Source organism: Pelovirga terrestris (assembly GCF_014773365.1).
GTDB classification, from domain to species: Bacteria; Desulfobacterota; Desulfuromonadia; order Desulfuromonadales; family Geopsychrobacteraceae; genus Pelovirga; species Pelovirga terrestris.
Genome location: NZ_JACWUN010000002.1, coordinates 180,211 through 206,397, shown reverse-complemented (window position 1 = coordinate 206,397; position 26,187 = coordinate 180,211). Strand labels below are relative to the sequence as shown.

The window sequence follows — 26,187 nt, the reverse complement described above, 5'->3', positions numbered from 1 at the left end:
CCTGCCCATACAATGACATTATTCAAGGAGGCATTCCATGCAAAAAAGCTGGAAAATTGAAACCCAGGCGGTTCAGGGAACCTATGAACCCCGACCGACCGAACCTCGCATCCCGGCGATCTGCCAGAGCACCACGTACAAATATGACAGTGCCGACCATGTGGCCAAGCTCTTTGATCTGGAACTGCCCGACCATATGTACACGCGCATCAGTAACCCCACCACCGCCGCCTTTGAAGGGAAAATCGCCCTGATGGAGGGTGGCGTCGGGGCCCTGGCGACATCCTCGGGACAGGCGGCATCAGCCCTGGCCATCCTTAATATCTGCCGCAACGGTCAGCACCTGGTTGCTACCGGCACCCTCTATGGCGGCACTTATTCGCTGTTTGCCAATACCCTGCCTAAAATGGGGGTCGAGGTCAGCTTTGTCAACCCGGAGGCGTCCCTGGAAGAGTTGCAGGCGGCCTTTCGACCGGAAACCCGCTGTCTGTTTGCCGAAACCATCGGGAATCCCGGCTTGAACGTCCTGGATTTTGCCAAATTCAGCGAACTGGCCAAGCGGATGAATGTCCCGTTGATCATTGATAACACCTTCGGCACTCCGTACCTGTGCAAGCCGTTGGAACTCGGAGCCCATATTGTGGTGCATTCGGCGACCAAATATATCGACGGTCATGGTACCAGTGTCGGTGGGGTGATTGTCGACGGTGGCACCTTTGACTGGAGCAGGGAGGGGAAATATCCGGAACTGACGGAGCCTGATTCCAGTTACCACGGCCTGCGCTACATGGACACCTTTGGCCCGGCGGCCTATATTGTCAAAGCTCGCGTTCAGTACATGCGTGACCTGGGAGCTACCCCCGCTCCACAAAACAGCTTCCTGTTTAATCAGGGATTAACCACCCTGCCCTTGCGCATGGAGCGTCATTGCAGCAATGCCCTGGCCCTGGCGGCCTACCTCCAGCAGCATTCAAGCGTGACCTGGGTCAACTATCCCGGGCTGAAAAGTCACCCGAGCTATGACTTAGGCCGGGAGTATCTGCCCAAAGGCTGCAGTGGTGTTCTTACCTTCGGCATCAAGGGTGGGCGAGACGCCGGTATCAAATTTATGGAGGCCTGTCGATTGATTGCTCTGGTCGTGCATGTCGGAGATGCCCGTTCCTGTGTGCTCCACCCGGCCAGCACCACCCATCGTCAACTTTCGGATGAACAACAGATCGCCTCCGGGGTGTCCCCTGACCTGATCCGTGTCTCGGTGGGGATTGAACATATCGACGATATTATTGCCGATGTGGAGCAGGCGTTGAGGGTCAGTCAAAACTGATGACGTATTAAACTGGGCGCGATGAATCGCGCCCCTACGATAATAACCCCGCATACTGGTGCCTGATGTCAGGGCGCAATTCATTGCGCCCTGTTTTTTCTCCAATATCCGTAAAATAAATCTTTCGTAGATTCCAGTTGCAGGTTCATTATCTATCTGCTATAGAATTAATATTGCTTTTCCTACTACATAGATAAACTATAAACCTCAGTACGCTGAAACAGGAGAGACCTATGCCTGATCAACCCCAGCATGCCATCGAGACGCTGCTTCTTCATGCCGGTCAGCAACCCGACCCGACCACGAAATCCCGGGCGGTGCCGATTTACCAGACCACCTCTTATACCTTTGACTCGGCAGAACACGCAGCCGATCTTTTTTCCCTTAAACAATTAGGAAATATCTATACCCGCCTGATGAACCCGACCAGCGATGTGCTGGAGCAACGCCTGGCCGCCCTTGATGGTGGGGTCGGCGCCTTGGCCCTGGCCTCCGGTTCGGCTGCCATCACCCTGGCGGTCATGAACCTGGCGATGGCCGGTGACAACATTGTATCCGGGCGCGCCCTCTACGGCGGCACCTATAATTTATTCAACCATACATTTAAACGTATGGGGATAACTGTCAAATTTGTCGATAGTTCTGATCCTGCCAACATTGCTGCAGCCATCGACGAAAAAACCAAAGCTGTTTATATTGAAGCCCTCGGCAACCCGCTGAACAATGTTGATGATTTTGACGCCATTGCGGCCATTGCCCATGAGCATGGTCTGCCGCTGATTGTTGACAATACGGTAGCCACCCCGTACCTGTTTCGCCCGATCGATCATGGCGCCGACATTGTCTGTTACTCCCTGACCAAGTTCATCGGTGGACATGGTACCAGTATCGGTGGCGCGGTGGTGGACAGCGGACGCTTTGACTGGTCGAGTGGACGCTTCCCTGAATTTACCACCCCTGACCCCAGCTATCACGGTCTGGTTTACCACGAAGCGTTAGGGAATCTCGCCTATATCCTCAAGATGCGTCTGACCCTGCTGCGCGATATGGGCCCCTGCATCTCTCCCTTCAACTCGTTCCAGATACTCCAGGGGCTGGAAACCCTGCATGTGCGGATGCCGCGCCACTGTGAAAATGCCTTGAAGCTGGCCACCTGGCTGGACAAGCATCCGCACGTTGGACAGGTCAGCTATCCTGGGTTATCCAGTCACCGCGACTACGAGCGGGCAAAACAATACCTGCCCAAAGGGCAAGGAGCGATCCTGACCTTTGAAATTAAAGCCGGGCTTGAAGCCGGCAAAAACTTCATCAACAAGGTCAAACTGGCCAGCCATCTGGCCAACATCGGTGATGCCAAGACCCTGGTCATCCACCCGGCCTCCACCACCCACTCCCAGTTGACCGCTGAGCAGCAACTATCTGCCGGGGTAACGCCGGGAATGATCCGGGTGTCGGTTGGAATGGAACACATTGATGACCTGATCGCTGATCTTGATCAGGCCTTGCAAGGCTGACCAATCGCCCTTAGCGCAATGTCAATAAAGTCATCTGTGGTCAGACCGTGGGTGAAGTTATAAGACAAAAGCAAACTTGACCATCGGCGCTCCTTTGTTTACAATATGTAAACAAAGGAGACCTTCAATGACCAAAGCAAAAGATCCGGCGATTGTTGCTCTGAAAGCCCTGATCAAAAGTCGTGGGCTGACTTACGCTGACCTGCGCCAGGAGATCGGATCAAGAGGCTATGTCTCTCTGATTCTGTCCGGTGAACGAAGCCTCACCAAAGGACACATTCAAAAACTTACTGCCAGATTTGGTATACCGCCGGTTGTTTTTTTCGATCAGCAGGCCGCCAATCTCTTCGCCGGTCGTAAAATCAAGGTACCGGTTGTCGACCTGCTTAACCCTGATGTCGAGCCCAACCCGGAAAACATGGATGCCCTGCTCTACGATGTCGCTCTAAAGGCTACCCGAAAGGCACAAAAAGCTCATAAAACCTTGATGAATAGTTTGCGCGATGCGGTCCAGAAGGCTGTTGCCTGATGCCACCCACGCACCAACCGGTCATTGTAGTCATCGCCGGGCCGAACGGTTCCGGCAAAACCTCATTAACACAAGATCTTCGTCTTCACCAGTGGGTCGCCGGTGAAGGGTGTATTTATGTTAACCCGGATGATATTGCCCAGGAAGTGTACGGGGACTGGAATTCCACCGAGGCGACGATAAAAGCAGCCAACCAGGCCGACAGGATGCGCGAACAGTGTCTTGAACAAAAAAACAGCCTGGTCTTTGAAACCGTTATGTCGGCTGCGAACAAGGTCGATTTTTTGCGCCGCGCCAAACGCGCCGGTTATTTTATTCGATTGTTTTTCGTCGGGACCAACTCTCCAACCATCAATGCCGCCAGGGTTGCCCAACGGGTGACGGAAGGTGGCCATACCGTACCGATCGAAAAGATTATCAGTCGCTACAGCAAATCTATCGTTAACTGTGCAGTCGTTGCCCGCTTCGTCGATCGCACCTACGTTTACGACAACTCCATCGACGGACAAAAAGCATCCAGGCTATTTCGTGCCGTTGATGGAAAAGTTCACAAAATTTATCAGGAAAATATTAACCAGTGGGCACAGATCGTACTCGACACCCTGGAACATGAATAAAGCTATGACAAACGCTAACCAAGCCTCCGCACCACCCTTCCATATTGTCCTGATTGAACCGGAAATTCCACCCAATACCGGCAACATCGGCCGCCTGTGCGCAGCGACCGGCAGCTGGCTCCATCTGGTCGGCCCGCTGGGGTTCTCTATCGATGCCAAGCAGGTGCGTCGCGCCGGCCTTGATTACTGGCCTCATGTTAAGCTGCGACGCTGGGATTCATTTGAACAACTCCAACAGGAGTTCCCCGAGGGCCGATTCTGGTACACCTCGAAAAAAGCGCAGAAGAACTACACACAAGTTCAGTTTACGGCGGGTGATTTTATCGTGTTCGGCAAGGAAACCATGGGGTTGCCGGAAGAGATGATCGAAGCGGTCGGCGACCAGGCGATCCGCATCCCGATCTTTTCACCGGCGGTGCGCAGTCTCAATCTGGCCAATGCGACGGCGATTATTCTGTTTGAGGCGTTGCGGCAGACGGGGAGGCTTGGGTAGTGGGTAGTGGGTAGTGGGTAGTGGGTAGTGGGGACTAGGGGTTTTTCCATTTACGATGAAGTCCGGTCAGCAATCTGCCGACCCTATCACTCAATTCGCCTACAGAATTTTCCGATGGTAAAAACCCCAACATTACAGCAATTTTCACCTGTGTATCCAATTCAGCAAGCGATCCTCGAGCGATAGAAATAAAATGAGCATATTCTTTACTACCATACCTGGCAGCCCCCTCCGCAATATTTGATGGTATAGAAATCGCTGCCCGGCGCATCTGCTGAGACAACCCAAACCGCTCTTCAATTGGAAAATGTGCAGTCATGTCGTATATAGCTTTAACCAAACGCATTGACAGCTTCCAAGCTTCCAATTTTTCATGGCCCTTTTCCATGTCCCCCCCCTGTCACTACTACCTATTCCCCATTACCCACTCCCCACCAATCAGATCATTCCAAGGAGCTTCCCACTACGCTCCATAAAACCGGCCATGCGTTCTTTGCTGATGGCCTGGTGGGAGAGCATGGCGAGGTCGTAAATCTGGTCGATCAGCATGTTGGCGGTTTCGCTGTTGTTGTCGTCAACCAGAGCCAGCACCTTGGCAATAGCCGGGCTGGCGGTGTTGACCATCAGGGTGTGGTCAGCAAACAGGTCGGGCATCTCTTTACCCTGCCCCATCATCCGGGTCATTTCCTTGAAGCGCCGCTGCTGCTCATTGAGCAGAATCATTCCCGGAACCGATTCATCTTTGAGGGTCTCAACGCGAATGTGCAAGCCCTTGATGTCGAGATGATCCTTGAAGATCTTTTCGATCTTCTCTTCCTTGGTCTGGTTATCCTCACCGGTTACAATCTTTTTGGAGGCATCGTGCTCCAGCAGATTTTCGGTGATATCAGAATCGACCCGCTCGAACTTGAGATCCTTGTTCTTCGACTCAAGAAACTGGATAAAATGATTGTCGATCATAGCATCGAGGATCAGTGCTTCTAAATCTTGCGACTTGAACAGGCGCAGGTAGGTCGCCTGGGCACCCTCATCGTTGGCGTAATACACCTTGTTTTCATGCTGTTCTTTGCCACGCTCAAGATAATCGGGCAAGGTCGTATAACGCTTTTCACCAGTTGACCGGTAGATCACCTGATCCTTGACCTTATCGTAAAATTTATCCTCACGCATCATGCCGTATTTGACAAAGGAGTGAATATCCTCCCAGATTGGCACGAAGGCATCGGGATCTTTTTTCGCCAGGTCAACAATTTTCGCGGCGACCCGACCACTGATTACTTCACGGATTTTGCGCACCTGCGGTTCATTCTGCAGGTAACTGCGCGAAACATTCAGGGGCAGATCAGGGGCGTCCAGAGCGCCCTGCAACGGGGTCAGAAACTCCGGAATCAGTTCCGGTGTGCTATCGGAAACAAACACCTGATTGCAGAACAGGTTAATGTGGCTGCGGCTGACATCAAATTCATTGGTCAGACGCGGGAAATAGAGAATCCCTTTGAGATTAAAGGGGTAATCGATATTCAGATGGATCCAGAACAGAGGATCATCGGACATGGGGTAGAGCTTGCGGTAAAACTCCTTGTATTCGTCTTCACTGATCTCGGTAGAAGCCTTGGTCCAGAGGGGGTTTTTGTCATTGACCTCCTCCCCTTCGAGACAAATAGAGACCGGCAGGAAGTTGCAGTATTTCTTGATCAGTTCGCGCACCTTGACCGGATCGAGGAACTCCTTCTCATCATCATTCAGATGCAGAATCACCTCGGTGCCGCGCTGATCCTTGCTGATTTCCTCGATGCTGTAGCTGGTGGTCCCTTCACAGATCCAGTGCACCCCTTGCGCTTCTTTCTGGTAGGACAGGGTGCGGATTTCCACGGTTTCAGCGACCATGAAGCTGGAATAAAAACCCAGCCCGAAATGACCGATAATCTGGTTTTTGTCTTCGAGGTCCTTGAACTTTTCGACAAAGTCCTCCGCTGAGGAAAACGCCACCTGGTTGATATACTTGCGCACCTCATCGGCGGTCATGCCGATGCCGTTATCGGAAACACTTAAGGTACCGGCATCCTTGTCGATATGGATAGTGACCTGGTATTCGTCGGAAAGCTGCAACCCTTCCAGCAGGTTGACATTCTGCAGCTTGTGGATAGCATCCACCGCGTTGGAAACCAGCTCACGCAGGAAGATATCTTTGTCGCTGTAGAGCCACTTTTTGATGATGGGGAAAATATTCTCGGTGTGAATGGAAATCTGACCTTCTTCTTTTTTGACTTTCTTGCTCATATTGGTTCAATCCTCCTTGAAAATTTTGATCATCATTCTGATCGAACTTATCCCATTAGTGAAGGCGGGAGCCTAACATATCCAGAATATTTTTGCTGAAAACATACACCCGGTAGGGACGATGCATGCGTCGCCCTGTCCGTCGCCCTTCCTTCACCCCGCCAACCATCTGGATCCTGCGACTACGCGCAGGATGACACACAGACGCTTGTCATTGGAGCATCACCCTGATGTCATTCTGCGCGGAGCGAAGCGTAGTCGCAGAATCTAGTTTTTTCAATTTCTAGCCCACCAAAAAATAAAAAAGAGCCACCAGCTTTGTCAAGAGGGATGACAACAACCGCGACTCCAACACTGTAAAATTTTCCGACAAAAAAGCCCCGGCATTATGCCGGGGCTTTAAGGTTGTTATGATGTGCTGCTGCTTAGATCAGCTTCTTTTACGACGATACAGGGCCAGGCCAGCGATACCGGCACCGAAGAGAAGCAGGGTTGCGGGCTCGGGGACTTCTGATCTGGCTCCATATAATTCGACGTGGGAAATCGCACCATTACCATCAGACCAAAAACCGGTTAATACGAGAGCGTCCGTTCCATCCCATTCCAAAAATGTCAAATCAAACAGATACCAAAAGGGGGAATTACGACCATCCTTAACAACCAGATAAGCTGGTGCTTCTACAATATACGGCCCTACCCAAGAGATTGTTGCTTCAGTAGGATCCGACGGAGAATTAAAATATTCTGTATTGTAGCTGCCCATGAAAGGCCCTTCTTCACCATCATCTACATTGCTCTTATAAAGAGGATTCTCAAGCCCATATTTATTGTACAAATAATCTTTAAGTCCACTATTGCTATTATCAGGAGAAATAGCGGGGTTAGGGCCCTTATCTAATTCAAGGCCGGGATAGATGCTCAAACCAAATGCCATCGGAACTACCAAAAACATCATCGCCACTAAACTAACTAAAATCTTTTTCATATCGGCCTCCTGTGCCTGGTTATTGTTTGATCAGATACATAAGCACAGCTCATGCCAAAATTTTACTATCTGTATTTACAAGAACTTACCTCGTTCTCGCCAACCGTCTACTCACAATGTAAAATTTTCCGACAGAAAAAAACCAAAATGGATAGGTATTAAGCGTCGATTTGCCAAAAGTGTAAATTTTTCCGACAAAAAAGGCCGCGACCCTTCAGGACCCGCGACCTTTTTTTAACGATTGTAAAGTTTTTCGGCAACGCTATCAGGACGCCATCGCGATGAACCCCTGAGAAAAAGCAACCAGAGCGAAAATCATTGGCACACAGACATTGGCAATAAAGTGGAGGGTCAGCCCCTGGCTACGCCCCCAGACCTTTTTCACCACTGCCAGATAATAATGTTCCTCGTCATCCAGCAGGCGGATAAGCGCAACGCCCACCACATATACAGCAAAAACACCCTTGATCAAATGAACGTCCATGACCGCCTCCACACACCCTAAGCTCGCTGTTGTACCTACCCCTGCATACCTCGATAAACATTTGCGATATAACGTTGTTATAAACATATCAAAAAGAAAATAATTATGCAAACGATGTTTTATCGTCTTTTGTTTTTTTTTCTAGCTGTAGCGATAAATGTTATTTTATCTTATTTTATAAGTATTTATTCTGCTGAACGGAGACATCTTGAGATGTAAAAACAGCACATAAGAAAAAAATACCGGGGTAAACAAATCAAAGTAAACATAAGGCAAATAGATCTCTATATTACGCTGTTCTATTGAAAACAAAGACAACAATCGTGAAGGACATATCGGGTTACGCCCTTTTGGAACGGTTCGCATTCCCCAGTCTGGAAGAATTAGCCCAAAAAAAAGTCCCGGCCGATATGGCCGGGACTTAGGTCTCGCTATGGAAGAAACAATTAACCCTAAATGCTAACCTTACGACGATACACGCCCATTCCTACCAATCCTGCACCTAAAAGCAACAGGGTTGCAGGCTCTGGGACAGCCTGGGTATTGTTAAACACAGAGTAGTGCGATAGATCTCTGTCAATATTGCCAGGAAGAAAAAAAGCACTTAGCCCACTAACAACCCAGACGTGAGAAATAGTTGCATATTTTCCCAATATGTAGTCAGCGGTCATGCCTACAAAGCCCAAACTGGCGAAGGGTTGCTCTACCTTGTAAGAGAAAATTGCTTCAGGAAGAGGATCAAGCACGTTGCTTGAACGAGTGAAAACACGAGAGAACACAGGATTCAGCGGCTCTAAATATTGAGCATCGACATCCATACTGATGAGCTGATTTACATAAGCCGTTTCATTAGCAGGACTTGCTGGATCACTGCGCTCAATGGACCCAAGATAGTAATCATCAGTGATACTCAGAGCAAATGCTCCCGATACACTGAAAATCAACAGTACCATCAAACTTAAAAAAATTCTTTTCATATAGACCTCCGGTTCATGTTGTACTTTTTAAACAGTGGTATTTTTAATTTTATTTAAATTAGCATGTGATTTATTTAGATCAACCATAGCAAAACAATAAATTTAAGTTATTGTTTTCCGATATCAGTATAGATACCTTACAATAAACGTTTCTGATGTATCAGGACTCGATATATAGTATCTAAATTCGAAACCATCATTTTTTATCATCTTATTTAAAACAAAAACCCCTATCAAGCTTTCTGCTGGTGAAAACTCCGAACCTCCTAGAAAATCCTGATTTTCTGTGAATGAAATAACTTCAGTTCCATTATAAAGTTCTGCTCTTGTGATTCTGAAGGTTAATTCCGAATCATTTGTAATGGTGGCATAAAACTGTGATCCAGTAAGATAATAAACTCCATCAGCCGATTCATATAAGGCGCTCCCATCGCCATCGATTGAAAATAATGACACGTAACTATTTTCACTGATAATGATAGTTTTTACAGGATCTGATGCTACCCCGGTAGCATCATCAAAAACGGTCAAATAGATTTCATAGACCCCATCTACGTCAGCGGTAAAGGAAGAAGTAACTTCTTCAGGGGTTAATAAAACAGCGCTGCTGTTGGCGGGCAAATTCATGTCCCAGCTGTAGGTCAGTAGTCCGCCGACTGGGCTGGTGGTGCTGCTGCTTGCGTCAAGCTGAACGATTTGCCCCGTTTCAACATACTGATCTGGTCCTGGATTTGCGGTTGGGACGATGGATACAAAATCAGTTGCAGGAACACTGGGATCACTGGAACTGCCACCGCCCCCACCGCCCCCACCACCACCGCAGGCCACAAGAGCCAACAGACTGACAACCAGAGCTGAACACCTCAAAATCTGCCGAATGAATTTTTTCCACTGTAGCGGCATCATCAAAACCTCCCTAAATATAAAAGCCAAACCATTCCGCGAGATATATCAACACTCCATATGCGCAACGAACATGCCACCGCGGATGACACCCCGAGAGACATGCTATCTACATGATTGTATTGATTAAATTGAGAACTGCGGGGGGAGGGCTCAGTAAAATCCAGCAAAGATACCCATCATATTTGGCTTTTCTGCTGCATATGATGGGTCAATGGTCCGCTTCATCTGAGCATTGGGAACAAAAAACAACGACGCACAAAAAAAAGGGCCGACCGTAGCAGCCGAACCCTTTATTCTTATATCGGAAATTAGGTAGTGGGAGCTACCCACTACCCACTACCTAATTCTCCGTCAAAAAGATCTTCTCGTAAAGGTCTTCCAGCGTCCGCAGGTGGCGGGTTTCATCAGCCATCAGGCGCTTGAACAGGTCCATCATTGGCGCGCCTTCGCAGCCGGCGATCAGAGCCTTATAAAACTTGACCGCCTGCTTTTCCAGGTGAATGGCATAGGCCAGTGATTCACGGGCATCAGCGTCAGGGGCAATCTCCTTCTGCTGATATACATAATCAAGGTTCATGCTTGATAATGGTTCGGTCATGATTGAAGCGTTCTTATCATGCCCTTCAAGCAGGGCATTCTCGATCAAGTTTTTATGACCGAGTTCCTCCTTGGCGGCGTCCCGCAGAATCGCTTTTGCCTGACGATCCTTGACAATTCTGACGGCATGCAGCAGATTACGAAAGGCTCGCTCTTCCATCACAATGGATTTTTCCAGCGCTACTTCCAGGGTGTAACACACATTTTTTTCAACGCCGGCCTCTTCAACAAAATCTGACATTTACTCCCTCCCTTCAAGGTATGGTTTAATAAATCACAATGTAGCCATGTTTGGTTGCAATGGCTGAAATCTCCAACACATCCTGAATGTCATACTCGGCACCATCGAGAACAAAGCGGTACCCGCCCTCGGGTTTTTCCTTGGCCAGACTGATCAAATATTCAAAGCTTGCTGTTTTGATCGTTTCCATGTTGTCTCACTTATAGCAACCAGCACCCGCTAACCCATACTCCATCCGGCACAGCATATCATATTTAAATCAATGGGTATGGCGGTTACTCGCCAATAATTTTCACCAGCACCCGCTTACGTCGCCTGCCGTCAAACTCCCCATAGAAGATCTGTTCCCAGGGACCAAAATCGAGCCGGCCATCGGTAATGGCAACCACGACTTCACGCCCCATGATGGTTCTCTTGAGATGGGCATCACCATTATCCTCGCCGGTATCATTATGACGATAGCGACTGATCGGCGCATGGGGAGCTAACCCCTCCAGCCACTCTTCGAAATCCTGATGCAGTCCCGCTTCATGGTCATTGATAAACACACTGGAGGTAATGTGCATGGCGTTGCACAGTAACAGTCCCTCGTTAATTCGACTCTGTTCAATACAATCAACAACCTCAGCGGTAATATTGACAAAAGCACGACGGGTGGGAATTTCAAAAACCAGTTCTTTGCGATAGGTTTTCATGTCGCCTCCTGCCTCGATGGTCCCGCTATCATAGCGGAAGATGAGGCTGCATTGACTAAATCGATCAGCTTGGGTATAAAGTCCTTCTGTTTTTTCCCACGATGGCCAAGAAACGTTACCGTTTCATCGTGTTTATCTGGGGCTGTGTCTTGGCAATATTGCAGAGATAGCCGAACCAGCACCACTTAAAAAGGACAGCTATGTTGAAAACACCAAGCCTGCTCTTCATTACCCTGCTGCTGGGGCTGTTGCTGGCAAGTTGCCGCGACAACACCGAACCGGTTGCACAGAGAACGGAAGCGATCGAAACGAGCGTGCCATCATATCAGGGGCTGCAAGAAACATTCAAGCTTTACAACTATCAACTTGATCAGATTGATGATGGCGTACCGCCACTGATCGTCGATAGCATGCCGATAGACTTAAACCGCATCCCGGAGACAAAAACACGCAAACAGTTCTTTTTTAAAATCATGCTGCCACTGATCCTGCTGGTCAATGAAGAAATTCTTGCTGAGCGCGAGCAGTTGTTAGCCATTCAACAGCTATATGACGCAACCGGAGCTCTTGATCAGGAGCAGACAACCGTTCTACTCGCCCTCGCCGACCGTTATAAAGTCAATCTGGAAGCGGAGGGCATTGACCAGGCGATTGAGATTCTATTGCGCCGCGCGAACATCATTCCGGTCGAACTTGCCCTGGCTCAAGCCGCCAACGAATCGGCCTGGGGGACCTCCCGTTTCAGCCTGGCGGCCAACAACCTGTTTGGTCAATGGACCTTTATTCCCGGACAGGGAATTGTCCCTGAGGGACGCCCGGAAGGGGAGATTTATGAGGTACGCAAATTCCCCAATCTGTATGAGTCCGTTCGATCCTACGCCAACAACCTGAACACCCACCACGCCTATCAAAGCTTTCGCTACTTGCGAGCAGATCAAAACAGTGAAACGCATCCTGACGGACTGGTGTTAGCCGAGGGGCTGGTGAACTATTCCATTCGCGGTGAAGAATACATTCGTGAAATTCAAGCGATGATCCGCCAAAACAATCTGCAACGCTTGAGTAACGTCAACCTGCGCAAAGAGGAATAGCCCGAAATATCCTTGCTGGTCCACGCAATAACCTTGGCTATTTTCTTTGATTTCGTTCGTTATTTCCGTGTTTTTAGGTGGACACCTGTCTTATCTATGCGGTGGATTGTCGGCGTTGATCCAGAGCTGACTGAACCATTGCCATCCCCCTTCCGGTGCCTGCCGCGTCAAGGTGTATTTGTTACGTCTTCCCTTTAATGGCCCATCTGCCGTGATCTGATACCAACCGGGACCGCGCTCCTGATTGACCGTGACACTACAGCGGTTCCCCCCTTGGGCAAAGCAGTTAAATTGACTGGCACTGCCGGCAATATCGGGCAGGGACAAATCCAGTACCGGCGCAGTGTCGGGAGCGAAAATAACCGGATTGACGGGGTGCTGTTCAGCGACCACCAGCGCTTTCATTGCCACCTTCGACTTGAAATCAGCGAGGGTCGCGAATGGACCGCCCATGGGAAAGCGCGGCAAGGTAAAAGGATCATGCTGCTGGTGAATCACTCCGGATTGCTGGCCGTAGGCAGCAATAAAGCCGAGCTCCTTTACAATATCAATAATTTCTGCTGAATATTCACCATAGGTGTAGGCGAAGATATTCGGAGCAAAACCAAGCTCACGTTCGAAGGCTTGCTGCGCTGATAATATGTCGTCATAAATACGCCGGCGCCACTGGGCATCGGTTTCCCCCGCCATTTTTTCCACCAGATACGCATGGCTGGCGGTATGATTGCCGATCTCGACCCCCTGTGCTGCCACTTCACGAATCTGATCCCACGACATATAACCCGGGGTTCCGACCGCATCGGTGTTGACAAACAGGGAAACCGGAACCGCGAATTGACGGACAATCGGCATGCCGGCCTGATAAAAAGACAGATAGGCATCATCAACGGTGATCATGGCTGCATGGTCAGGCAACGCCTCACCGCGGGCAATCCGTTCGGAAATCTCCTGGGTAGAGACCACAGGAATATGACGCTCCCGCAGATGCTCCAGTTGTTCGGTGAAGATGGAACCGGCAATGTTGGTCGAGGGGTAACGATCGTCATCAAAACGATGATAGATAAATGAATTGACCTGACCGGCACTAAGTACAACCGGAATCAGCAGACAAAAGACGACAAAGATCATGACTAAACGGACCAATAGTTACTCCTTTTCATTGGTTGCTTCGGTTTGCGCTGCCCGCACCTTGTTGCGCAGATAACGGCGGATACTGTTGCGCGCTCGCGGGGTTATCGCCCACTCCAGCCACTTGGGCAACACTTCAGGTTCCTGCGACGTTTCAACCATCACCTGATCGCCATCCAGCAGTCGGGTTTTCAGCTGGCGGATGCGTCCGTTAATGTGGCCACGACGGGCATGAAGGCCCACTGAATCGTGAATATCGAAAGCAAAATCCAGCACGCTGCTGCCTTCCGGCAACTTACGCACCTCCCCTTGCGGGGTATAAACCTGGATCGTTGCCGACGCCAGTTTCAGAGATTCGGTGTCAAAGGCTGATTCACCATCCATCAAGGATTTCATCAAGGCCCGGAAGTTATCGTGACGGAAACGGAAGCCGGGCGCCAGCACCCCGGCCTGATTAAAACGCGCCAGTTTGCGCGTAGTAATTTCAACGCGCATGCGCTGCTCTTCAGCCTGGACCGTGGTTTTGATGGCCAGATAACCATGCTGTGAGGTCTGATTCAAATGGTCCCGCAGCTTGCCGGGAATCGGAGGAAACAGACTGTGCAAAAGGCCGAGGAACAGATAGGCATCCATCATCCGGTCGACGTGTACTTCCAGGGTAAACAGGGCACCAAAGCCTCGCCCCATCTCCTGTGCTGCAGGGACGGTAAAGGGGCGCCAGCGGTCCTTTACCACCACCGATAATTTCTGTTTTTCGCAGGCGACATGAATCTTGCCACGAATCTGGCGTAAATAGCCTGCAGCATCTTCCTGCAGCTGAGCAATCACCTGCTGATAGCGTTTGGCGCGCTTGGGGTAAAGCAGCGAATGTGACAGGGATTCCAGCTCATTGGCGACATAACCCATGCCCAGATGGCGCGCCAGAGGGACATAAACACTTCGGGTTTCCTCAGCAATCAACTTTTGCTTTTGCAGAGGTAATGCGTCAATCGTTTGCAGATTATCGATACGATCCCAGAATTTCAGGCACAACACCCGAATGTCGCTGATGGCTACCAGCAGGGTTTTTTTGTAGGTTTCTTTTTTTAAATCGTCACGCCCCATTAATTCGGAGGTGACCTTGGTCAAACCATCGACCAGATGAGCTACCTCGTCGCCATATTTGGTCCGCACCTGCTCCAGGGTGACCGGCGTATCCTCCACCACGTCATGGAGCAGCGCCGCGATAATCGACGAGAAGTCCATCCAATGCCGGGCCGCCAGATGAGAAACTCGTAACGGGTGAAAAATGTAAGGTTCGCCCGATTTGCGCACCTGTCCGCGATGGGATTCCCGGGCGTCGCTAAGAGCCATCTCAAGGCGCGCAATTTCGCTATCTAGAACATCTTCGGTCAGCTCGGCGCCATAGTGGGTGACCAGCAGTTCCATAATGTCATGCATCAAGCGTTGTTCTGTTTTTTCATCAACCATGATCATCATATTTTACCAACTTCATGTAGTTTCCGGCTGGAAACTTAGATTATGTTCATCCAGAAGGGTATGGATGGACACAACTTAACCGGGAGGCCAGGTCAGCTGCCGTTGACCAAGAAGGTGAAAATGCACATGCCAGACGGTTTGACCACCGGCCTGATTACAGTTGTTGACAATGCGGAAACCCTCATCGGCAAACCCTAGATCCGTTGCCATTTTTGCGGCAACCTGAAAAACATGCCCCACCAGCGCGTTATCGTCCGGGGTCAGATCGAGGGTAGTTGGAATGTGCTTGCGTGGAATCAGGAGCAGATGGGTCGGAGCCTGAGGGTTGATATCTTCAAACACCACAACAAGATCATCCTGATAACGGACAGTTGCCGGTATATCCCCGGCAGCAATTTTACAGAACAGACAATCAGACGACATGGATCACCTCTATTCTGACAATAGTGTTTTGTGATTATTCAGCTGCTGCCCTTGGTGCAGGACCGTTGGATCCTGTGGCAAGGGTTTTTGTCGCCATGGACGGCGACAACAAGCGGTCATGGATGACCCAACGGGAAACAATCGCGTCCCTTGACAGAGAATTCAAAGGCCCGGTGCTGAACAGATACAATTTTTTAAGATATTCTTTCAAACACGGCATTTTAGCAAAAACCGGCGACAACAGCTAATCATTTGACATTGCCGCATTGGCTACAGTTGCATTTTTTTTTGCAGGTGGATAAGAAATTCCTTATTCCCTTTTGACCCAAGCACCGGGCTCTCAATAATTCCTTTGACGCAGCAACCTAAATCAAGCGCGAGCAACCGGATGCGCTCCACCACCTGGTCGTGGAGTGCGCCATCCCGGACAATCCCTCCCTTACCCACCTGCCCTTTACCCACCTCAAACTGGGGTTTGATCAGGGCGATAATGTCAGCTTCAGGGCTCAACAGGCTCAAGGTGCAGGGCAAGACCTTTGAAAGCGAAATAAAAGACGCGTCGATGACCGCCAGTTCGGGGATATCTGCCAACTGTTCTGGTTGCAGGTGCCTGATGTTGCAACGTTCCAGGTTGATCACCCGGGGGTCATCACGTAATTGCCAGGCCAGTTGATTATAACCCACATCGACAGCATAGACCTTGACGGCACCCTGCTGCAGCAGACAATCGGTAAAGCCGCCGGTGGACGCACCGACGTCCAGGGCGATACGACCACCCACCTGAAGGTCAAAAGCGGCAAGGGCACCAGCGAGTTTCAGGCCGCCACGGGAGACATAAGGGATATCACCGGTTTTCAAGCGGATATCAGCCTGCGAATCAATCTGCTGGCCGGCCTTGTCGACCCGGTGATCATCAACCACAACCTGACCGGCAAGAATTAACGCGCGAGCACGTTCGCGCGATGCAGCCAAACCACGCTCTACGAGCATCACATCGAGACGCTTTTTCATAACAGGATCCGCAACCAACCGGACAAAAAAAGGGAAGCATATTGCTTCCCCCATTTCCTTGACATTGGTGGCGATAATTTAACCAATGAAAAACTCGCGGTTTTCATTAAAAACTTCGTCAATTTCCTCAAGCACACCCTCGACCTGTTCAGCCGTAAGATTGAGCGCTATAGCACCAGGACATTGCGCCACGTCAAGATCTTCCAATGGCTGGCGACGACCAATGCCAAGCTTCATACAGACAAAACCGGCCAGGTTGACGGTTGCCGCCAGGCGCAGCATCTGCTCTGCATCTTCTTCCTCATCCGGCGAGATAGCCAGATCCTTATGATGCAGTGCGGTCATCACCAACGAGCGGTTAAAATTCCACTTGTGCAAAACTGCCGCACCAACCACCTCGTGGGCATAAGGAAAAAAACGGGCTTCAACTTCCGAGGGGGACATCTCCTCAGTGTAAGCCGCCTCAACCAGAGCACGGTATTTATCCGGCTCACTGTAATTCATCACTATTTTTCCCAGGTGGCGAAACAGCCCGGCCAGAAAGGCTTCTTCCGGATCGGCGGAAGAAAACTTGCGCGCGATGATACGACTGCCGATAGCACAGCCCATGGCATCTTCCCACAACAGCTTTTCCAGCAACCCGTAGGATTTGCTGATTCCTTCGAGGCTGGCAGCCAGGACCAGACTGCGCAAGGTTTTTTCACCAACGATGGCAATGGCGTGATCGATCGTTTTGATCTGACGCTTCATACTGTAAAAGGCTGAGTTGGCAACCTTAAGCAGACGCGCAGACACTGCCGGATCACTGGAGATGGCTTCACCTAGTTTACTATAGTTGACATTTGGATCGCCCAAAAGCTCCAGAACCTTGTTGGCAACCGCCGGCATTGGTGGTAAATCACGGACCGATCGGACGACGGTCTGGAAATCTGTATTCATCTTCCTCTCCTTAAGCCTGACACTGACAAGGGCGTCATCCTAGCAGAAGTCATGCAAAGATGCATCGCTTTTAATCTAATCATCAATCCAAAAAAAGATCGGGGCACAGGGGCTGGTCAGCAGCAACCGCATAGGTACTAAAATCGCTGATACCTTCTTCACCCAATACCTCTTCGTCAATAAAAAAGCGACCACTGGCATGGCTACTGTCACGTGTGAGCAGATACCAGGCGGCATCGGCCATGATCTCCGGAGTACGACAATTTTCAGGTTTGACCATACCACCCAACATGGCCAGAGCGGCGGTGGCGATGACGGTCCTGGGCCATAAGGCATTGACAGCCACGCCCTGTTCGCCATATTCGGCGGCAAGGCCAATAACCGCGAGGCTCATTGCGTACTTGGACATGGTGTAACCGGGGTGATGTTTAAACCAACGGGGATCAAGGTTCAAAGGAGGTGAAAATGACAGGATATGAGGATTATGTGACTTGAGCAGGTGCGGCAGGCAATAGCTGGCCGCCAGATAAGAGCCGCGCACATTAACCTGATGCATCAGGTCAAACCGCTTGACCGGCGTCTGTTGTACGCCGGCCAGAAAGATGGCGCTGGCATTGTTGATCAGGATGTCGATGCCGCCAAAGGTCTCAACGGCTTTTGCCACCGCAGCCTGCAGCTGGTGTTCATCACGGATATCAACAGCCAGCGGAAGAGCCTGGCCACCGGCTGCGACAATCTGTTCTGCAGCGGTATAGATTGTGCCGGGCAGCTCAGGATGAGCTTCTGTTGTTTTGGCCGCCACAACAATGTTAGCTCCATCGGCTGCCGCTTTAAGTGCCACCGCCAGGCCAATGCCACGACTGGCACCGGTAATAAAGAGTGTTTTTCCAGCCAGACTACGTACCATTTTTCCACTCCCCACTCCCCGCTCCCTATTCCCCATAAACCGGCTGATAACCGAATTGCCGACAGAACAGCGTCACCACCTGCTCTTTGATTTGCTGCATATCAACCGGCTTGCCGGTTTCCCGGACCAGGGAGGTCACCTGTTCGTCAGGCACCCCACAGGGCACAATGAGGTCAAAGGTTGAGAGATCATTATTGAGATTCAGGGCGATACCGTGACAGCTCACCCAACGCTTCAGGGCAATACCAAAGCTGCAGATTTTGCGTCCCTTAACCCAGACCCCCGGATTGCCCGGTCGCAACTCCCCAACCACAGCATACTGGGCGAGCAGGTCGACAACAACCTGAAGAACGCCGGAGGTAAAGTGACGCAGATCCCTGACCGGCAGCTCCACCACCGGATAGACCACCAGCTGGCCGGGCTCGTGAGCAGTGGCCAGACCTCCACGATTGATCCGCTGGAGCATAACACCACGATCAGCAAAAGTCTCTTCAGCACAGCGCAAGTCAGATTCGCCGCCACGCCGACCGAGGGTGACGGTGGCTGGATGTTCAGTCAGCACCAGGGTGTTGGTACCACAACCGGACAACAGCCCCTGCACCATGTCCTGTTGTCGGACGCAGGCCTGCTCATAAACAAGTACGCCCCAATCCTGAATCTGCAGCAAAGGGGCGCTAGTAGCAGTGGTTGCAGCCATATCGTTCACATCATTTTTTTCGTTGTTGTCCCAACCCGTAATAACGCCCACGCAATGTGCTGCGAACCGGTTCTTCACCAAGCACTACCCAGCTGTTGTTACGCTCAATCCGCTCGATGTCACTCATCAGAATCATTTCATCGAGGGTTTCAGAGGGAACCAGGTCGATGCGACCATCTTTATAACGTACCCGGATTAACATACTTGATTTTTTCTCCATTGTAAAAGTCGCACAAATGATTCCAGCCGGCAGCAGCAGTAAAAACCACCTGTCTGCATAAAATCTACGTATCGAGCAACGCATCAATCTCTTCAAAATTTAATCTTTTCTCGGCCAACTCAGTCAATAACTTTAGTTTATGGGTGTCTTCCACGGTCAATTTGGAAACATCATCACTGATCATTTCAAACACCTTTGATGAGGTGCGCTTGGCAATCATGTAAGGGATACCACTGCTGTTGATGATTTTCATGGTGATATGACTGATCTCACTCGATCCCGGGATCACCACGCCGGCAATCCTGGGGCGAAATTCATCAAGATGGTAGAGGTTGGACAGGGTCACCAACAATTCATCACGACTGCTATTGACGATAACCAGGGTAGAATCACGCAACAATTCAACCACCCGCTGGGCCGAGGCAGCACCAATCTGAACGTGATGGATAATGCGCTGGGACTGGTCGTAGTTGGCTTTTAGTTCAACCCCAAGCACCCCGGCGATACGACGCATGGTCGGATTGGCGAGAATCGGCTGATAATTAAAACCGCCCAGCACCGTGATATCTTCATCGGCAAAGGCCATATCGAGATATTTCAGGGTCTGTTCACGCTTCTCCGGGATAATCTTGTTAATCAGAATGGCCTTGACCCGTGCCTGTTCCTTTTGAAAAAGTGCTATGTTTACCTGGGCGCTATCAATAACATTCCCTAGTCCACCCCCGGTAACCAATAAAACCGTTGCTCCGGTCATTTTGGCAATATGAGCATTGTTGCACCCCAGAACGGTACCGACCCCGGTATGACCTGCGCCTTCGATAATCAGAAAGTCGTTTTTTTCGTCCAATTCTTTTATCGCCCCGAACACCTGATTGCGAATCTGCTCCCGGGTCAGTTCCCCATCAATGACCCGGCGCGTATCCCCGTCTTGCAAAACAAAGGGGGACATCAGATGCAGGTCATTCTCGAGACCGAAGTACCGCGCCATCAACACGGCATCCTTATCCGCAAGCTGCCCCTGAAATTCAACCGGTTTAGGGCCGATCGGTTTAATAAACCCAACTTTTTTGTATTTACGCAACGCCATGTGCATCAATGATACACTGGTGGTGGTTTTACCACTGTTCATGCCGGTTGCGGCTACAAATATTTTGCGCGCCATGATCCATCTCCTTGAAAGCTGATGCTGGCTACCGTATAAAATATATTGACATAAAAGTCACGCAAAGTTCAGCGTTCTGATCGGATTTAATCTCATTATTCCAAAACACCATCAACCAACCTTGGAGACGGCATGAGCAGCCAGCAGATCAACTTCACCAATCCTGATAGTGGCCACCAACTCGCGGGTATCCTTGACGTGCCTGAGAAGGCTAAGCCGCGCGGCTGGGCTCTGTTTGCCCACTGCTTCACCTGTGGTAAGAGCCTTAAATCAACCCGCCATATCAGTCGCGCCCTGACCGCTAAAAATATCGGGGTGCTACGTTTCGACTTTACCGGCCTGGGTGACAGTCAGGGAGATTTTTCCTCATCCCATCTATCCTCAAATATTGGTGATCTGGTAGCTGCTGCTACCTGGCTCAAGCAGAACACCGCAGGACCGGATATTCTGATTGGCCACTCCTTCGGCGGCGCCGCTGTTCTGCAGGCGACCCGTCTGATGGCATCCGTACGCGCGGTGGTGACCATCGCTGCTCCTTTTGATCCACAGCATGTGACCCACCTGCTGGCTCACGCGCTCGAGGAGATCAAGGAACGGGGTTCAGCCACGGTTGACATAGCCGGACGCAGCTTTACCATTGGCAGGGAGTTCGTTGCGGATCTGGCAACCCATAAATCGGAAGAGAGGATTAAAAAACTTGGACGACCGCTACTGGTATTGCATTCGCCCAGCGACCCGGTGGTCAATATCGATAATGCCCGGCTGATTTATCAGGCAGCCAGACACCCTAAGTCCTTTATCAGTCTCGACAATACTGATCACTTGCTGTCAAAAGAAGCCGACGCACACTATGTTGGCGAGCTGATTGCCTGTTGGGCCGGACGCTATCTGCCCGCTGAGAACTGACACAGTGCGGCAGCGTTAACCGGCAGACTGGTGCCGTTCTTCCAGCTTGACCAGTTTGCGAATCCGGGTGGCCATATGCTCTGCGTTGAGACCAAGGCTGTCATAGAGTTGCGCCTGCGAACCCTGCTCAATAAAGCGATCGGGAATACCGATGCGTATTACCGGAACTTGCAGTCCGACATCACTGAACATCTCCAGCACCGCTGAGCCAAAGCCCCCCTGTAGCACGTTTTCTTCCACTGTCATGACAAAGGGAGCGTTTTCAGCAAGGGCAATCATCCGGTCACGATCCAAAGGTTTGATAAAGCGCGCATCCAGAACACCCAGGTCAATCCCTTCGGTTGCCAGTTGCTCCGCGGCAGCCAGGGCTTGCTGGACCATGCTGCCAATAGCAATCAACAAGCCATCTGGACCTTCTCGCAACAATTCCGATTGACCAATAGCTACCGGTTCAATTTCCTCCGGCAACAAAGTTCCCGTCCCCTTGCCCCGCGGATAGCGATAAGCAAAAGGTCCATCAACGCTCAGGGCGGTTTTCATCAACCGCTGCAATTGGTATTCATCCCGCGGTGCGGCCACGATCAGGTTGGGAATGGAGCGCAAAAAAGACAGATCAAAAGCACCATGATGGGTCGGACCATCGGCCCCGACCAGACCACCACGGTCAAGCGCCAGGGTAACCGGCAGATTCTGCAGACAGACATCGTGCAACACCTGATCAAAAGCCCGTTGCATAAAAGTGGAATAGATAGCAACGACCGGGCGCAATCCACGGGCAGCCAGGCCGGCGGCGAAGGTCACTGCGTGCTGTTCGGCAATACCGACATCGTAAAAGCGTTGCGGGTACGTTTGTGAAAACGGCTTCAAGCCGGTTCCTTCTGCCATCGCTGCGGTAATTGCGACAATCCGTTGATCAGTGGCGGCAAGATCAACCAGGGTTCGACCAAAAACTTCGGTGTAGGATGGCGGTGTTGCGGCAGCAGGTGCCGGCACCTCTCCGGTTTGCGGATCAAAGGGACCGATTCCGTGAAATTTGGCCGGGTTTTTTTCTGCCGGCTCATAGCCCTTCCCTTTTTTGGTCAATATGTGCAGCAGAACCGGCCCCTTAATCTGGGCAGCGTTCTTCAGGGTTTCCATCAGATCTTCGAGATTGTGACCGTCAAGAGGACCAAAATAATCAAAACCGAAGCCCTCAAACAACATGCCCGGGGTCATGAAGCTTTTCAGCGACTCCTCTGCGCGCTTGGCGATACCGACCAGATCACGACCAATTCCGGGGATATAATTCAGCAGGGTTTCCGTTTCTTTTTTAAACCGGATAAAGGTATCAGACGTCATCTTACGACTCATGAACGACGAAAGGGCGCCGACGTTGCGTGAAATCGACATCTCATTATCGTTAAGGATAACGACCATTTTCTGTTTCAGATGACCGGCATGGTTAAGAGCCTCAAACGCCATACCAGCGGTCAGAGAACCATCACCGATGACGGCGACAATCCGATCATCAGCACCGAGAATATCCCCGGCCACGGCCATCCCCAGCGCCGCTGAGACGGAGGTGCTGGAGTGCCCAACATCAAAAACATCGTGCACGCTTTCTTTGCGTTTCGGGAAGCCGCTTAGACCCTGCCACTGGCGCAAGGTCGGGAACTGCTCCTGGCGGCCGGTCAGCAGCTTGTGGGCATAAGCCTGGTGCCCCACATCCCAGAGGATTTTATCCGCCGGGGAGCTAAAAACCCGGTGCAGAGCAATGGTTAACTCAACCACGCCCAGCGAACTACCCAGATGACCACCATTGGCGGCCACCGTTGTGACAATCTGTTCACGCAGTTCGCGAGCTAATTGGGGCAGTTGCTTTTTATCGAGAGCTTTGAGCTGCTCCGGCGATTGGATCTGCGGCAATAGCCTTTCCATTTGTTCTCCTTGTCAACCGGATTCAACCGGCACCTTACTCACATCGGGTACGGTCACGTGATCAGTATGAACGCTCGATGACATAACGCGCAATAGCTCGCAGCGGCTGTGCTTCCAGACCGAAAACCTGCAAGGCGTTGATCGCCACCTCATTCAGTTCCCGCGCGCGCTCCCGGGCCTGGTTAAGGCCGAGAAGAGCTGGATAGGTTGCTTTGCCGCGTTGCAGGTCGCTGCCGCTGGGTTTGCCCAATTCTTCCGTTTTTGCCGTCACGTCGAGGATGTCATCAGCGATCTGAAATGCCAACCCGACGGCCGCAGCGTAGCGCTGCAGAGCGTCTCGCTGCTCGGGCTGTGATCCACCAATAATACCACCAATGTCGATTGCTGCCTTGATCAGCGCCCCGGTCTTGTGGGTATGGATATATTCCAGTGTCGGTAGATCAATGGGACGTCCTTCAACCTCCATATCAACCATCTGACCGCCCACCATACCACGGGTACCGGCGTGGGTTGCCAGCAGGTTGATGATGGTCAGGCGATCAGCTGCGGATACTCCCGGCAACAGATCACTACGACTGAGCAAGACAAAGGCTTCAGTCAACAAACCGTCACCGGCCAGAATAGCGGTCGCTTCGCCATAGACCTTATGGTTGGTCGGGCGACCACGCCGTAAATCGTCATTATCCATAGCCGGCAGATCGTCATGAATCAACGAATAGGCATGAATCATTTCGACCGCACACGCCGCCGGCAGAGCGTGGCGGCCATCACCTCCCACCGCTTCACATGCCGCCAGCATTAACACCGGACGAATGCGTTTACCGCCACCTAACACCGAATAGCGCATGGCTTGATGAAGGCGGTCCGGACGGATGGTAGCAGCCGGCATGAAACAGTCTAAAGCTTCTTCAATCAGCGCCAATTGACGACCTAAATAGGCCTGCAATTCGCTGCCATTATTGTCCATCGACAAGCTCCCGCTGTTCACTGCCATCGCTCTGTTGCAGCAATTGTTCGACTTTAAGCTCAACGGCACGCAAGGACTCGCGGCAATAGTCGGCTTCTTTGACCCCGGAGCTGAAGACCGTAAGGGCTTTCTCCAGCGACAGCTCACCTGACTCCAGCTGTTCAACCGCCTGTTCAAGTCGCTGCAGTGCTGCCTCAAATCCGTTTTTCTTTGACATAAGTACTGTCCCTTAAATTTTGGTAACTACTCAGCTCTGTCCTTGCGCCGGATCGGGGATCCTGGGGCAAGGGTGGTTGTCGCCATGGATGGCGACAACCAGCGGTCATGGATGACGAAAAGCGTCCCTTGACATAGGATCCGAAGATCCGGCGCAAGGTCAGATACGAATGTTGTTTTGCTGATTATCTACACCCCGATGACTACAGGTCAAGAGTGGGATCCACATCTTCTTCATCTGACCCGGTCACCGCTGTCACTTGTACCTGTATTTGCCCTTGCGCCAGGATAACGCGCAGGTCATCTCGGCTTTGAACCTGACGGCTCGACACAACCACCTGGTTGTCGTGCAGGACGATTGCATAACCACGGTTAAGCACTGCCGTCGGCGAAAGAGCCGTTAATCGTCCGGCAAGCTGATTGAGACGATGATGGTGCTCCTGACATCCATGCCGCATCCCCTGGACCAGGCGTGACAGCAGCTGGGCCACCTGCTGTTGCTGCTGCCGCAACGGCTCGGTCGGAGATTTCAGCCGTTTTTTCAGACCATCCAGGCGGCTGTTCAGCAGGTTGAGCTGCCAGCGCATCTGCCGTCCGAGGCGCAGCATTAACTGATCAAGGTGCCGCTCCAGCTCCAGACGATTCTGGACAACCAGTTCAGCGGCGGAACTGGGTGTCGGGGCCCGCAGATCCGCTACGAGATCAGCAATCGTCACATCGGTTTCATGGCCAACCGCAGAGATCACCGGAACCTCTGAAGCAGCAATGGCGCGCGCGACAACCTCTTCATTGAAGGCCCACAAATCTTCTTTCGATCCGCCACCACGCCCGACAATCATGACATTGACATCCTTGTGACGGTTGAGGTCGGCGATGCCTGCAGCAATTTCCGCTGCCGCACCAACACCCTGAACCCGCACCGGACGTAGTAATACGGTCACCCCGACCGCCCGGCGCCGCAGAATCTGCAGAATATCCTGAAATGCTGCCCCGCTGGCTGAGGTGACCACGCCAATGGTTTGCGGAAAAGCGGGCAGGGGCTTCTTTTTCTCGCGCGCAAACAGCCCCTCCCTATCAAGCCGCTGCCGCACCTCTTCAAATGCCTGCTGTAGACTCCCTACCCCTTCAGGATTCATTTCTTCAACAATCAGCTGCAGATCGCCCCGTTGCGCATATACAGATACCCGGCCGCGACAGATAACACCCTCTCCGTCCTGCGGTAGAAAGTTCAACAGACGCGCCTGACTGCGAAACATGGCGCAACGGATCTGGGCAGATGAATCCTTGAGGGTAAAATAGAGATGACCGGAGGTTGGGCGTGAAACATTGCTCAATTCCCCCTGAACCAGAACGTCGACAAAGTTGTCCTCAACCAGTTCCTGAAGCGCTCCGACCAGTTCGGTAACCTTCACCACCGCCGGATTGTAATGTTCACTGTTCACAAGAGATTCCATGTTTTATGCCAAAAACTAACATCACCGT

General features: G+C 51.2%; 29 protein-coding genes. 7 read left to right on the top strand and 22 right to left on the bottom strand.

The window, feature by feature from the left end:
• Positions 1-37: 37 nt before the first annotated feature.
• From ICT70_RS02580 to ICT70_RS02560, 5 genes are all read left to right on the top strand, one after another.
• On the top strand, positions 38-1,324 hold the full coding sequence (locus ICT70_RS02580) for an O-acetylhomoserine aminocarboxypropyltransferase/cysteine synthase family protein (protein ID WP_191153820.1): 1,287 nt from the start codon (positions 38-40) through the stop codon (positions 1,322-1,324).
• Positions 1,325-1,557: 233 nt separating this feature from the next.
• A complete protein-coding gene (locus tag ICT70_RS02575) occupies positions 1,558-2,838 on the top strand; it encodes an O-acetylhomoserine aminocarboxypropyltransferase/cysteine synthase family protein (RefSeq protein WP_191153819.1) in 1,281 nt (426 codons plus the stop codon).
• 127 nt (positions 2,839-2,965) lie between these two features.
• Positions 2,966-3,367: a helix-turn-helix domain-containing protein gene (locus tag ICT70_RS02570; protein ID WP_191153818.1), complete on the top strand. Its 402-nt coding sequence runs from the start codon at positions 2,966-2,968 to the stop codon at positions 3,365-3,367.
• Entirely contained in the window at positions 3,367-3,984 is a 618-nt protein-coding gene (locus ICT70_RS02565; protein ID WP_191153817.1) for an ATPase, read from the top strand. Before ICT70_RS02570 ends, ICT70_RS02565 begins: the two co-directional genes overlap by 1 nt.
• A 4-nt stretch (positions 3,985-3,988) precedes the next feature.
• Positions 3,989-4,477 (top strand): tRNA (cytidine(34)-2'-O)-methyltransferase, encoded by a 489-nt coding sequence (locus tag ICT70_RS02560; protein ID WP_191153816.1) that lies wholly within the window; start codon positions 3,989-3,991, stop codon positions 4,475-4,477.
• A 34-nt stretch (positions 4,478-4,511) separates the two neighbouring features.
• Here the strand turns inward: ICT70_RS02560 and ICT70_RS02555 are convergent, their stop codons facing one another.
• The 9 genes from ICT70_RS02555 to ICT70_RS02515 form a co-directional block, all read right to left on the bottom strand.
• The gene (locus ICT70_RS02555) at positions 4,512-4,865 is read right to left on the bottom strand and encodes a four helix bundle protein (protein WP_191153815.1); all 354 of its coding nucleotides are present in this window, start codon (positions 4,863-4,865) and stop codon (positions 4,512-4,514) included.
• Between the two features lie 50 nt (positions 4,866-4,915).
• The gene (gene htpG, locus ICT70_RS02550) at positions 4,916-6,757 is read right to left on the bottom strand and encodes a molecular chaperone HtpG (RefSeq protein WP_191153814.1); all 1,842 of its coding nucleotides are present in this window, start codon (positions 6,755-6,757) and stop codon (positions 4,916-4,918) included.
• A 430-nt stretch (positions 6,758-7,187) separates the two neighbouring features.
• Complete coding sequence (locus tag ICT70_RS02545) at positions 7,188-7,742, bottom strand: PEP-CTERM sorting domain-containing protein (RefSeq protein ID WP_191153813.1); 555 nt, start codon at positions 7,740-7,742, stop codon at positions 7,188-7,190.
• A 265-nt stretch (positions 7,743-8,007) separates the two neighbouring features.
• Positions 8,008-8,226, bottom strand: coding sequence for a hypothetical protein (locus tag ICT70_RS02540; RefSeq protein ID WP_191153812.1), 219 nt, complete (start codon positions 8,224-8,226; stop codon positions 8,008-8,010).
• Between the two features lie 452 nt (positions 8,227-8,678).
• Complete coding sequence (locus ICT70_RS02535) at positions 8,679-9,203, bottom strand: PEP-CTERM sorting domain-containing protein (RefSeq protein WP_191153811.1); 525 nt, start codon at positions 9,201-9,203, stop codon at positions 8,679-8,681.
• A 123-nt stretch (positions 9,204-9,326) separates the two neighbouring features.
• Positions 9,327-10,109, bottom strand: coding sequence for a PKD domain-containing protein (locus ICT70_RS02530; protein WP_191153810.1), 783 nt, complete (start codon positions 10,107-10,109; stop codon positions 9,327-9,329).
• A gap of 340 nt (positions 10,110-10,449) precedes the next feature.
• Positions 10,450-10,947 (bottom strand): ferritin family protein, encoded by a 498-nt coding sequence (locus ICT70_RS02525; protein WP_191153809.1) that lies wholly within the window; start codon positions 10,945-10,947, stop codon positions 10,450-10,452.
• Between the two features lie 25 nt (positions 10,948-10,972).
• The gene (locus ICT70_RS02520; protein WP_191153808.1) at positions 10,973-11,137 is read right to left on the bottom strand and encodes a hypothetical protein; all 165 of its coding nucleotides are present in this window, start codon (positions 11,135-11,137) and stop codon (positions 10,973-10,975) included.
• Positions 11,138-11,222: 85 nt separating this feature from the next.
• Positions 11,223-11,642, bottom strand: a complete 420-nt coding sequence (locus tag ICT70_RS02515; RefSeq protein ID WP_191153807.1) for a secondary thiamine-phosphate synthase enzyme YjbQ — start codon at positions 11,640-11,642, stop codon at positions 11,223-11,225.
• Between the two features lie 200 nt (positions 11,643-11,842).
• Here ICT70_RS02515 and ICT70_RS02510 point away from each other — a divergent pair, with 200 nt between their 5' ends.
• Positions 11,843-12,733 carry a glucosaminidase domain-containing protein gene (locus ICT70_RS02510; RefSeq protein WP_191153806.1) on the top strand — a complete coding sequence of 297 codons (891 nt, stop codon included), beginning with the start codon at positions 11,843-11,845 and terminating at the stop codon, positions 12,731-12,733.
• A gap of 90 nt (positions 12,734-12,823) precedes the next feature.
• Here ICT70_RS02510 and ICT70_RS02505 read toward each other — a convergent pair whose 3' ends face one another.
• The 9 genes from ICT70_RS02505 to ICT70_RS02465 all read right to left on the bottom strand — a co-directional run bounded on the left by ICT70_RS02505 (position 12,824) and on the right by ICT70_RS02465 (position 20,699).
• Positions 12,824-13,876: a polysaccharide deacetylase family protein gene (locus tag ICT70_RS02505; protein WP_191153805.1), complete on the bottom strand. Its 1,053-nt coding sequence runs from the start codon at positions 13,874-13,876 to the stop codon at positions 12,824-12,826.
• A 3-nt stretch (positions 13,877-13,879) separates the two neighbouring features.
• The gene (locus ICT70_RS02500) at positions 13,880-15,340 is read right to left on the bottom strand and encodes an HD domain-containing protein (protein WP_224746759.1); all 1,461 of its coding nucleotides are present in this window, start codon (positions 15,338-15,340) and stop codon (positions 13,880-13,882) included.
• 75 nt (positions 15,341-15,415) lie between these two features.
• The gene (locus ICT70_RS02495) at positions 15,416-15,763 is read right to left on the bottom strand and encodes a histidine triad nucleotide-binding protein (protein ID WP_191153804.1); all 348 of its coding nucleotides are present in this window, start codon (positions 15,761-15,763) and stop codon (positions 15,416-15,418) included.
• Positions 15,764-16,033: 270 nt separating this feature from the next.
• Positions 16,034-16,774: a TlyA family RNA methyltransferase gene (locus ICT70_RS02490; protein ID WP_224746758.1), complete on the bottom strand. Its 741-nt coding sequence runs from the start codon at positions 16,772-16,774 to the stop codon at positions 16,034-16,036.
• A 78-nt stretch (positions 16,775-16,852) separates the two neighbouring features.
• The gene (locus ICT70_RS02485) at positions 16,853-17,713 is read right to left on the bottom strand and encodes an HDOD domain-containing protein (protein WP_191153802.1); all 861 of its coding nucleotides are present in this window, start codon (positions 17,711-17,713) and stop codon (positions 16,853-16,855) included.
• A gap of 82 nt (positions 17,714-17,795) precedes the next feature.
• Positions 17,796-18,620 carry an SDR family oxidoreductase gene (locus ICT70_RS02480; protein ID WP_191153801.1) on the bottom strand — a complete coding sequence of 275 codons (825 nt, stop codon included), beginning with the start codon at positions 18,618-18,620 and terminating at the stop codon, positions 17,796-17,798.
• Between the two features lie 25 nt (positions 18,621-18,645).
• On the bottom strand, positions 18,646-19,317 hold the full coding sequence (gene lipB / locus ICT70_RS02475; RefSeq protein ID WP_191153800.1) for a lipoyl(octanoyl) transferase LipB: 672 nt from the start codon (positions 19,315-19,317) through the stop codon (positions 18,646-18,648).
• Between the two features lie 10 nt (positions 19,318-19,327).
• On the bottom strand, positions 19,328-19,519 hold the full coding sequence (locus ICT70_RS02470; RefSeq protein ID WP_191153799.1) for a GSU3473 family protein: 192 nt from the start codon (positions 19,517-19,519) through the stop codon (positions 19,328-19,330).
• A gap of 82 nt (positions 19,520-19,601) precedes the next feature.
• Positions 19,602-20,699, bottom strand: a complete 1,098-nt coding sequence (locus ICT70_RS02465; protein ID WP_191153798.1) for a phosphotransacetylase family protein — start codon at positions 20,697-20,699, stop codon at positions 19,602-19,604.
• A gap of 132 nt (positions 20,700-20,831) precedes the next feature.
• Here ICT70_RS02465 and ICT70_RS02460 point away from each other — a divergent pair, with 132 nt between their 5' ends.
• Complete coding sequence (locus tag ICT70_RS02460; RefSeq protein ID WP_191153797.1) at positions 20,832-21,605, top strand: alpha/beta hydrolase family protein; 774 nt, start codon at positions 20,832-20,834, stop codon at positions 21,603-21,605.
• 15 nt (positions 21,606-21,620) lie between these two features.
• Here ICT70_RS02460 and dxs read toward each other — a convergent pair whose 3' ends face one another.
• From dxs to xseA, 4 genes are all read right to left on the bottom strand, one after another.
• On the bottom strand, positions 21,621-23,522 hold the full coding sequence (dxs, locus tag ICT70_RS02455) for a 1-deoxy-D-xylulose-5-phosphate synthase (protein ID WP_191153796.1): 1,902 nt from the start codon (positions 23,520-23,522) through the stop codon (positions 21,621-21,623).
• 61 nt (positions 23,523-23,583) lie between these two features.
• On the bottom strand, positions 23,584-24,489 hold the full coding sequence (locus tag ICT70_RS02450; RefSeq protein WP_191153795.1) for a polyprenyl synthetase family protein: 906 nt from the start codon (positions 24,487-24,489) through the stop codon (positions 23,584-23,586).
• Entirely contained in the window at positions 24,479-24,706 is a 228-nt protein-coding gene (gene xseB / locus ICT70_RS02445; RefSeq protein WP_191153794.1) for an exodeoxyribonuclease VII small subunit, read from the bottom strand. The genes ICT70_RS02450 and xseB overlap by 11 nt, the downstream gene beginning before the upstream one ends.
• A gap of 202 nt (positions 24,707-24,908) precedes the next feature.
• Complete coding sequence (xseA, locus tag ICT70_RS02440; protein ID WP_337906556.1) at positions 24,909-26,147, bottom strand: exodeoxyribonuclease VII large subunit; 1,239 nt, start codon at positions 26,145-26,147, stop codon at positions 24,909-24,911.
• Positions 26,148-26,187: the final 40 nt, after the last annotated feature.